Here is a 9,195-nt window from a genome sequence, read left to right on the forward strand (position 1 = left end):
TCGTCACTTGTATTCGATCTCGATGAAGCTCATCGGCGTGTCGCCGCCATTGACGACATTGTGCGCCACGCCCGCCTCGCGCCGGTAGACCGCGCCCGCCTTGGTGTGCACCCGCCGCTCGCCAGTCTCCTCCTCGATCAGGAAGTCGCAGTCGGTCATCGGCACGACCACATAGCCGAGCCCGTGCACATGATGGCCCGTATCGGCGCCCGGCTCGAAATCCCAGCGCGTGACGCGCACGACGGCATCGTCGAGAAGGACGGTGGGCACGGCCGGCGGACGGGCGCGGAACTGGGGCATGGCGGCTCCTCGTGTGAAGGGGCAGGGCGGGCAACCGGCCTGCCGGATGCCCGCCGAAAGGACGATCGTTCGGCCGGACCCTATCGCCGCAACGCGCCCCTGCCAAGCGCCATCAGGGGATCGCATGCATTCGGGAACGGTGCGGGCCGGAGAATAATCACCGCCAAACGGAACTTAAGCATTGTCCACGCCGCCCGCCTTTGCTATCAGGCTCCCGCCGTGTTGGGGCGTCGCCAAGCGGTAAGGCACCGGTTTTTGGTACCGGCATTCCCAGGTTCGAATCCTGGCGCCCCAGCCACGGCTCTTCCCCCGTGAAAACAAGCGCTTTGCAAGGACTGGTGACGGTCAAGCCGCTCGTCGTGCCGTTTGTCCATGTCCGCGGTGCGGATTTCATTGAAATGAAGAGCAACGCCTCTATTTTGATCTTGCCGAGTCAGAGCCGGTAGAGATCAACAGGGAGTAAGACATGGGTATCTTCAGTTCCATCAAGGAAAAGCTTTTCGGCAAGGCAGAGGAAAAGCCGGCGGAAACGATCACGGCCGAAGCCGTCAAGCCGGCAACGGCGGATGTCTCCGCCACGCCAACCGTCAGCAATGAAGCGGTGGCGACGTCGACCGCAAGCCAGCCCGCCGCCGCCACGCCGGGCCAGCCGGTGGACGTCGCCGCGATCCTCGACGCGGCCGTCGCCAAGAATGGCCAGAAGCTCGACTGGCGCCACTCCATCGTCGACATGATGAAGGCCCTCGGCATGGATGCCAGCCTCAAGGAGCGCAAGGAACTGGCCGACGAGCTCGGCTATACCGGCGACAAGAACGATTCCGCCAGCATGAACATCTGGCTGCACAAGGCCCTGCTGAAGGCCCTCGCCGACAACGGCGGCAAGGTCCCCGCCGACCTGCTGGACTGAACGAAAACGCAAGCCCGCCGGTGCGTGCCGGCGGGCTTCTGAAGGATGCCGCGCCGTCCTCGCCAGGCAGAGCCTTTGGCCTGCTCTAGCGAAGCTTGCCCAGCGGGATCAGCTCCGTCGCGCCCGGCCGCCAGTCGTTGCCTTCCCAGTCCCCGAACCAGCGCTCCACGCGTAGGCCCGCTTCGGCGATCAGCGTCTCCAGTTCCGCCTTGTCCGGAAAGGCGATGCGGGAGGCGGCGGAGAGGCGTTTGCCGGTGGTGCGGATCTCGTAGTGGGTGCCGTAGGTGACGATGCCGGTGGCGGGATCATGGGCGACGTCGTTCCAGGCGGCGACGGGGCCGAAGCGGGGATGATCGACGAGGCGCATCGATGCCTCCGGCCCCCATTCCTCCCATTCCCGGCAGGCGGGGTTGCGGCTGTCGAAGATGAAGCGGCCGCCGGGCGCAAGATGCGCGGCGATGGTGGCAAGGGCGGCGGCGCGGTCTTCCCGGCTCAGGAACACCTGGAAGGCGTGGCCGGTGAGCACGACGAGGTCGAAGCGGCGGCCGAGCCGCAGCGTGCGGGCGTCGCCCTCGATGAAATCGACGGTATCCGCGCCGGGCTTGCCGCGCGCAATGGCGAGCATGGCCGGCGCCGGATCGACGCCGACCACCGTGCGGCCGCCGGAAAGCGCCACGGCAAGCGCGCCCGTGCCGCAGCCGAGGTCGAGCACGCTTGTCGCCTCTTCGGCCAGTGCCTTGCAGAAGGCGAAATCCGGCGAGCGCTCCCAGCCGTTCTCCAGGTCGTAGAAATCGGCCAGCTCCGGGTCGTGATAGAGGCGGTCTTCGTCCATCGTGTCCTCCATGAAAAAGGCCGCGTCTTCGCGCGGCCTTGGAGAGGGTCGGTCGGGCCGCTGCTTACGACGCCGCGTCGAGAACCTTCTCGCAATGGGTCGGCCCGCCCTTCGGGTCGACGCGGTCGCCGACGGCGCGGATGGTGTTGATCCGGTAGCTCTCGCTCACCGTGAGCTCCACGGTGCAGGACTTGCCCTTCACGAAGCCGCCGCGCCATTTGTAGAGCGTCGTGCCGCCCGCGCCGGCCGTGTCGGAAATCGGCGGGCCGTACGCCGCGAAGAAGCTGCCGGCGGTCTTGCCGTTCCAGCGGGCCTGCAGCGGATTGGACGCGACGACGGCGGTGGTGCATCCGGCGAGGGCAAGCGCAACGCCTGCCAGAATTGCAATGCGGGAGTTCATGGGTGCCATTTCCTTGGGACTTCGGTGCGGCCGCGATTGTGAGCCTCGCACCGCCATAGCGCAGCGCGCCAAAAAGGGGAATCGCCGCCACGCGAACTTTGCCGTCGTCCCCAGCGAAGACGCGTCAAACGTGCGGATTTGCAACAGTTAGCGTTGCGGCCGGCCGGCGCGTGGGAAGGGGCCGGCCGCTTTTGCGCCGGACCCTCCCCATCGCGCCTCACAACAGGAAATCACCCTTGTCGAGATTGCTGAGGTTGAACCTCTTGAGGATCAGGAGGTCGTTGCCGCCCAGTTCGATATGCACATCGCTGCCGACCTGTTCGGCCTTGGCGAGCACCTTGCTGACGGAGGAGAAATTGTAGGAACGCAGGTCGATGTCGTCTACATTGTTCGTGAAGTCGGTGATCGTGTCGCGGCCGTAGCCCTTCTTGAAGATGAAGACGTCGGAGCCCTTGCCGCCGGTCAGCATGTCGTTGCCCGTCCCGCCGTTGAGCTTGTCATTGCCTGCAGCACCTCTGAGTATGTCGTTGCCGCCATTGCCGATCAGGTGGTTCTTGCCCTGGTTGCCGAGGATCGTGTCGTTACCCGAGCCGCCCTTGGCATTCTCGATGAGCGAGCGCAGGTCGCCGTTGAAGAGCAGCGCGTTGAAGATGTTGCCGCGGGCATAGCCGTCGTTCGGCCCGCCGCCGAGGAAGGCGAGCTGGGTCTTGCTGAACATCGAATAGGCGCCGGGCCGCAGATCGATCTCGATGCCCGTCTTGTAGGCGCTGAGGTCGTAGGTGTCGTTGCCGCCGCCGTCCCAGACGGTGGCGAAGATGCGGTTGCCGCCGGCATCGATGGCGAGCTTGCCGTTGACGAAGGTGTCGCCCGTGCCCGGCTTCCACTTGTAGACGGTCGATCCCTTGTTCGTCGAATAATCCGCGCCATACATGTACTGGAGCGCATAGATGTCGGCCATCATGAAGGTCTGCGGCGCGCCGAACTCCTCGTATTTGTAGCCCGCGGCATTGTCGCCGACGAAGGAGTTGTACGTCATGACCGAATATTCGGGACTGTTCCATTCGCTCTGGATCGCGCCGAACGTATTGCTTTCATGGGCGTGCTTCAGGCCGAGCGCATGGCCGAGCTCGTGGATGAGGGTGTGCCAGGCGTAGTTTCCGGCTTTCGGCACGCGGTAGTCGTTGATCGTGCCGGCGTTTTCCGTGCTGAACCAGATGTCGCCGCCCGTTGGACTGGTGGACGGATAGTAGGCGTGGGCGGTGGGCCTTGCGTCGTCGGACTGGGCGAAGCGCAATGTCGCGGTCCCGGGCGAGCCGGCGGCGAAGTTCAGGTTGGTGAAACCCTCGACGGAAAAGCCGTCATTCGCGCTGCCGCCGAAGCTCTTCTCCATGGCGAAAAGCGCGGCGTTCTTCTGTAGGGCCGAGACGGAGCCGAAATTGTTGTTCGGCTCGCCGAAATAGGAGTAACTGGCCGTCGACGTGGGAAAGGCATAGGTGACGCCCGTGCCGCCCCAGGCAAAGCCGCTGAGGACGGAATCGATGAATTGCGATCCCGTTGCCGTGACCGTCTTGGTGATCTTACCCGTACCCGTCATTGCTGCCCCCCTTCGAACAGAGTTCGCGCCGTGTTGTCGGCGAGCGAGGACTTTCCCGTCCGGTCGCCGCGATGCCGATTCGGACAGGGCCTCGCCATGAATCGATGGCATCTTACGGGGGCATGACGTTCCTGCAAGAAACCTTATTCACGCGCGGAAGAACAAATTTGGTCGCATTTGTTCTTTTCGCGGCCGTCTTGCCGGCGCGCCGGCGGGAGAGGGCTTCATGGAGGCCCGGTCGAGACTGTGCCCTTCGACGGTCAATGCGAGCGTGACGTGATCCGTGGAGGTTCCGACCGGTCGGGACCGGCCCATGGGAAAGGGATCGATGCCGTCAATGCGTCGTCGGCACGTCGTCGTCTTCGAGGAACGACCGGATGCCGTCGCGCGCCACGGTCGCGAGGAACTCGTCGAAGGCCTCCCGGTCCGTGGCGAAGGGCTCGTCCCATTCGAAGAGCTCTTCCTTCTCCGTGACGACCTCCAGCTTCCAGTCCCCTTGCGTTCCCGCCGGGCGGAAGATGTCGACAAGCACCGTGACGCCGTCCTCGCTATATTCGCCGGACAGTTCGGAATGCTCGAGCTTGGGTTTCTTGGCCATGGTCTTCCTCGACAGCGAATGCAGGCGGCGTTCGCAAGGCCAGACCGTTATCCTATCTCCGTGAAAATCGCAAAGCCGCACGTCGGCCGCAAGGCCTCAAAGGCGAACAGCCGCGGCGTCCTAGACGACACGTCTAAAGTCGCTTGGGGACATTCCCTGCAGTTCACGGAACGTGCGGCTGAAATTGGCGACGCTGTTGAAGCCGGTTCCCGACGCGATCTCGGCGATGGACACGTTCGGCTGCGACAGCATCTCTCGTGCCTTATCAATCTTGCGTCCCGTCACGAAGCGGTGAGGCGGCATTCCAAATGTCGCCTTGAAGCAGCGGCTAAAATGATAGCGGCTGAGACCGACGACGGATGCGAGGTCGTCCAGCCCGAAATCGGCGCTCAGATTGTCCTCTATGAAATCCTGCACGATGCGCTGTTGGGCCGCGGTGAGAGTGCCGGGCCGCGGTTGTTGCTTTTCGAGCGCGCTCTGGAAGCGGAACATTTCGAGCGCGGCAACGAGCCCGAGCGTTTCGGCATAGAGCGTCGAGGTCGAAAAATCCGCCCCGGACATCGCGCTCTCGAGCTTTTTCATCGTCGAGAGCAAATCCGGTTCATTGAAGTAGATATGCGGCTGCAGCGTAGAGGCTGCGCCTTCGATTTGCAGTTCCTGTTCGAGCACGGCCGGATCGAAATACACCACGGTGAACGTGTTCTGACGCGGCACGGGCTTGGCCCATCCGCGCAGCCCGCACGCCGCAGGAACAAAAGTCATCTTGTTTCGCAGGTCGCCGCCGGGTGTCGGGGGAACGTCATCCACGAACATTTCACCATCCGCCAGAACGAGGTCGTGCAATGCGAGATAGTGCGTCGATCCATTCCAGTTGAATTCATATTCGGCCGGCAGTCGCAAGCGCGAGAATTCGACCTGCACCCCACGCCATTGCGAGGAGCGGTTGATGACGGGTTCGGCCTCGGGTTGGCGAAATTCGAGCTCAAGCGAATCGGCGTGCGGCATGGTCCATCTTGACGGTTGTTTCCGAAATGGAAGCGTAGGCGTCCTCGCTTGCCCGAAGCTCGTCCTGGCTTTTGCCAAACGCGGCCATAGCGCAAAAACTGCACATAAACGGCAAGAACTTTAAACTGAAAGTAGGATTTTTCAGAGTTCGTAAACCTTTCGATGCCATAAATGGTAGTACCGAACGAGGGGGATCTCCTCGCTGACATGATGTCGGGTTCGGCGCATCCGATCCGCTCTTCACGCACGGCGACCAAGGCCAGGACTGAACGTGCCCCGTGCACTTCGGTCTCCGGCAGTGCCTGCCCTTCTCTCAGGACCCTCTCGATGACAAACGTCATCCACCTCTCGACGCTCGCTGAAAACCAGGCTTCCCTTTTCCCGCCCGCGCAGGCGGTGGCGCCGCCGCCGACCCTGGATCAGCTTCTGGAAACGCGTGACCTGCTTGCGGAAGGCATGCGCAGCCTCTGCCATATACAGACGCTGCTCGAGGGGCTGATCACGACGACGATCGCATCGGACGAGCAACCGGCTCTCCCGGATGCGCGTCTTCCGGCCGGACCGGAGCGGCTTTAGCCCGTCGGCCCCAATCCCCCTTTCCTTTCCGCCTTTTTAAATGAGGCCACCAATGACGCATGCATCGCAGAAACAGCTCGCCGAGAGGCTCGACTTCGTTGGCCTCAACGGCCGGCAGCGGCAAACCCTCGCGGACATTTCACCCGTCATCGTCGCCTCGCTCGATGCGGGTCTCGACGCTTTCTACAGCAAGGCGCGGGTCCATCCGGAAACAGCGCGCTTTTTTGCGAACGAGGCGCATCTGCAGCATGCCAAGAGCCGCCAGGCGGAGCACTGGAAGTCGATCGCATCGGCGAAGTTCGACGCCCACTACGTCGATGCCGTCTCGGCGGTCGGGCGCACGCATGCCCGTTTGGGCCTGGAGCCGCGCTGGTATATCGGCGGTTACGCGCTGCTTGTCGAAAGCATCGTGCGCGCCGTGATCGACGAGGCGCTGGGGGGCTTGCTGCACCGTCACAAGAGCAAGGCTCTCGGCGACCAGGTTGCCTGTGTCATCAAGGCGGCACTGGTCGACATGGACTATGCGATTTCCATCTATCTCGAAGTTCTCGACAAGCAGCGGACCGAGGCCGAAGGGCAACAGCAGGCTCTGCGGGATCAGCAGGAGGTGGCCTTGGCCGCGCTCGACCGGGTTCTCAAAAGCCTGGCGAGCGGGGACCTTACGGCGTCCCTGCGCGAAGAGATGACGGCGGAGTTCAGCTCGCTGAAGGACAACTACAACGCGTCGATAGAATCCGTGGGCCGGACTTTGAGCGACATCAACGCGGCTGCTGATGCGGTCGCGTTGCAGGCACGCGAGATTTCCGGCGCGGCCGACAACATGGCGCGGCGTACCGAAACGCAGGCCTCCGCCCTGGAAGAGGCCGCTGCCGCGCTGGAGGAGATCACGACGATCGCGCGAGAGGCGGAGAACAGGACCAGCGACGTCCAGCGCATCGTCGAGGTCTCGGCGGTCGAGGCATCGCGCTCCGGGACCATCGTCGATGAGGCCATGAAAGCCATGGGCGAGATCGAAGGCTCCTCCAAGCGCATGTCGCAGATCATCGGCGTGATCGATGAGATCGCATTCCAGACCAATCTGCTCGCCCTCAATGCCGGTGTCGAGGCCGCGCGCGCCGGCGAGCAGGGCAAGGGGTTCGCCGTCGTGGCCCAGGAGGTCCGCGAACTTGCCCAGCGGTCGGCATCCGCCGCCAAGGAGATCAAGGACCTCATCGGGAGGTCTTCCGCCGAGGTGAGCAAGGGGGTCGTGCTCGTCAACGATACCGGCAAAGCGTTGCGCAGCATCGGCGCCCAGGTTCAGGCCATCCACGACCACATGGCATCGATCGCAAACTCCGCGCGCGAACAGGCTGCCGGTATCGCGGAAATCAATGCGACGGTCGGCAACATGGACCTGATCACGCAGCAGAATGCGGCCATGGTGGAGGAAACGTCCGCCGCCACTCAAAGGCTGTCTTCCGAGTCCGTTACGCTTCTCGGCCTGGTGCGAGCATTCAAGATTGCGAACCGGGCACCGGGGCCGAGCGGCGGCGCGGCCAGCCCGTCCCTTTCCAGGGCCGACGCGACGCGGATTGCCGCAAGATAGAAACGAGCCGGATGCGACATAGTGGGCAATGGTCTTAAAATGGACGATCTGTCGTCAATCAGGAAAGCGGTCGACACTCTCATCAATGACCTACTCGCCTTGGGGTGCGAGGTCGTTGCCGTCGGGCGAGGCTACTGCATTACCGCGCCGGAAGGCCGGGAGGCGACGGTGAAGGTTTTGCTGGCCGGCTTTGGGCCGCGCGACCATCTCCTCGACATGTTCAACGAAGCGTTGCGATGTCGAGGTCTCGTCATCGAGATCTGAAGCGGCGGGCTCGTCGCCGCTTTACCCGGGGATATTGGATCCGCGCTAAGTCTCTTTACCCACTGCGCAAATCTTGTTTGCACAGTCTTCTCTCCTGCCATATTTGGGTGGTTATGTTAACGTTTACGTAACATTCACACTCCAATTTTGACTGGAATCAAGAGAGAAGAGAGCTTGCATGTCGATCAGCGCGCTTTCCATGGTGGCGCCCAACGCCCTGGACGAATTTTGTGACCTGCAGTCCGTACCCGTGCACCGCCATTTCGGGCGCAACGAGATCGTGGACCGGTTCCGCCGGGCCGTTCCGTTCGACTACATCATCATCAGTGGCCTGGATGTCGAGGGTTACCGCTTCGGGAAGGGGCATTCGATCGACACGGATTTGCCCCCCGCTTTCATGGAAAGCTATGCCGCGGACGCTCTGTCAAAATCGGATCCCTTCGTCATCGCGGCGAAGACCTCCCGCACGATGATCGCGGAGAAGGATGTCTATGCAGTTTCGCCGCCCCCGGCACGCCTTGCCTATCTCGCCGATCTGTTCGGCATCCACAACCGAACGCTCTTTCCCATCAAGCGCAGCGGCGTCGTTTATGGCGCGGTCTGCTTCACCCGCAATGACGCCTTCGAGGCCGATGAACTTGCTTTCCTGGAGGTCATCGCCGAGCCGATCCACACGGTCGTGACGCGGCCGCTGATGGAGCGCTTCGCAGCGCAGCAGCTTCGCCTGTCCAAGGGAGAGATAGCGTGCCTCGCTCACGCCAGCGTCGGTCTGACGAGCGAGGAGATCGCGTCCGTCACCGAATACCAGGTCGACACGGTGAACACCTACATCAAGGCGGCCGTGAAGAAGCTCGGCGCCGCCAATCGCTCGCAGGCCGTCGCCGAAGCGATCCGCCGACGCCTGATCGACTGATCAGACCTCGATCAGGCGCCCCCTCCGGCGCAGCACGGCATTGAACCTGGCGATGAGATGATGGCGGGGCCCGAAGCCTTCCAGGAGGGCCCTGACGGTATTGCCTGTCACGTCGTCCTCCGGTTCTGAGAGCGGCGGTGCAAAAGTCGGCCACGGTAGCGGCGGCATAATGCTGCTGCGGGCGGAGTAAAATCCGGCCACCTATTTCCTTTCTGCAACGA

11 protein-coding genes and 1 tRNA gene are annotated in these 9,195 nt (G+C 63.0%); 6 read left to right on the forward strand and 6 right to left on the reverse strand.

Translation table 11 applies throughout. The features are described 5' to 3' along the window. Positions 1-3: 3 nt before the first annotated feature. A complete protein-coding gene (locus tag EV665_RS13030; RefSeq protein ID WP_064329330.1) occupies positions 4-300 on the reverse strand; it encodes a cupin domain-containing protein in 297 nt (98 codons plus the stop codon). A gap of 223 nt (positions 301-523) precedes the next feature. Between EV665_RS13030 and EV665_RS13035 the strand changes: the two genes are divergently transcribed. Together EV665_RS13035 and EV665_RS13040 are read left to right on the forward strand one after the other, a co-directional pair. Next, positions 524-598: transfer RNA gene (locus tag EV665_RS13035), tRNA-Gln, on the forward strand. 168 nt (positions 599-766) lie between these two features. Next, positions 767-1,207, forward strand: a complete 441-nt coding sequence (locus tag EV665_RS13040) for a DUF3597 domain-containing protein (RefSeq protein WP_133034421.1) — start codon at positions 767-769, stop codon at positions 1,205-1,207. An 85-nt stretch (positions 1,208-1,292) separates the two neighbouring features. Here EV665_RS13040 and EV665_RS13045 read toward each other — a convergent pair whose 3' ends face one another. From EV665_RS13045 to EV665_RS13065, 5 genes are all read right to left on the reverse strand, one after another. Then, positions 1,293-2,039 carry a class I SAM-dependent methyltransferase gene (locus EV665_RS13045; protein WP_133034422.1) on the reverse strand — a complete coding sequence of 249 codons (747 nt, stop codon included), beginning with the start codon at positions 2,037-2,039 and terminating at the stop codon, positions 1,293-1,295. A 64-nt stretch (positions 2,040-2,103) separates the two neighbouring features. Continuing rightward, positions 2,104-2,439 (reverse strand): hypothetical protein, encoded by a 336-nt coding sequence (locus EV665_RS13050; RefSeq protein ID WP_064329332.1) that lies wholly within the window; start codon positions 2,437-2,439, stop codon positions 2,104-2,106. A 217-nt stretch (positions 2,440-2,656) separates the two neighbouring features. After that, positions 2,657-4,033 (reverse strand): M10 family metallopeptidase, encoded by a 1,377-nt coding sequence (locus tag EV665_RS13055; RefSeq protein ID WP_133034423.1) that lies wholly within the window; start codon positions 4,031-4,033, stop codon positions 2,657-2,659. 334 nt (positions 4,034-4,367) lie between these two features. Then, complete coding sequence (locus EV665_RS13060) at positions 4,368-4,631, reverse strand: hypothetical protein (RefSeq protein WP_064329334.1); 264 nt, start codon at positions 4,629-4,631, stop codon at positions 4,368-4,370. Positions 4,632-4,751: 120 nt separating this feature from the next. After that, positions 4,752-5,636 (reverse strand): helix-turn-helix domain-containing protein, encoded by an 885-nt coding sequence (locus EV665_RS13065; protein ID WP_133034424.1) that lies wholly within the window; start codon positions 5,634-5,636, stop codon positions 4,752-4,754. Positions 5,637-5,963: 327 nt separating this feature from the next. Here EV665_RS13065 and EV665_RS13070 point away from each other — a divergent pair, with 327 nt between their 5' ends. The 4 genes from EV665_RS13070 to EV665_RS13085 all read left to right on the forward strand — a co-directional run bounded on the left by EV665_RS13070 (position 5,964) and on the right by EV665_RS13085 (position 8,974). After that, positions 5,964-6,212 carry a hypothetical protein gene (locus EV665_RS13070; RefSeq protein WP_133034425.1) on the forward strand — a complete coding sequence of 83 codons (249 nt, stop codon included), beginning with the start codon at positions 5,964-5,966 and terminating at the stop codon, positions 6,210-6,212. Between the two features lie 52 nt (positions 6,213-6,264). Continuing rightward, positions 6,265-7,797: a globin-coupled sensor protein gene (locus EV665_RS13075; protein ID WP_133034426.1), complete on the forward strand. Its 1,533-nt coding sequence runs from the start codon at positions 6,265-6,267 to the stop codon at positions 7,795-7,797. Positions 7,798-7,836: 39 nt separating this feature from the next. Continuing rightward, positions 7,837-8,061 (forward strand): hypothetical protein, encoded by a 225-nt coding sequence (locus tag EV665_RS13080; protein WP_133034427.1) that lies wholly within the window; start codon positions 7,837-7,839, stop codon positions 8,059-8,061. 178 nt (positions 8,062-8,239) lie between these two features. After that, the gene (locus tag EV665_RS13085; RefSeq protein ID WP_064329339.1) at positions 8,240-8,974 is read left to right on the forward strand and encodes a helix-turn-helix transcriptional regulator; all 735 of its coding nucleotides are present in this window, start codon (positions 8,240-8,242) and stop codon (positions 8,972-8,974) included. The last annotated feature ends 221 nt before the right edge of the window (positions 8,975-9,195 follow it).

Source organism: Shinella granuli (genome assembly GCF_004341885.1).
Classification (GTDB): domain Bacteria; phylum Pseudomonadota; class Alphaproteobacteria; order Rhizobiales; family Rhizobiaceae; genus Shinella; species Shinella granuli.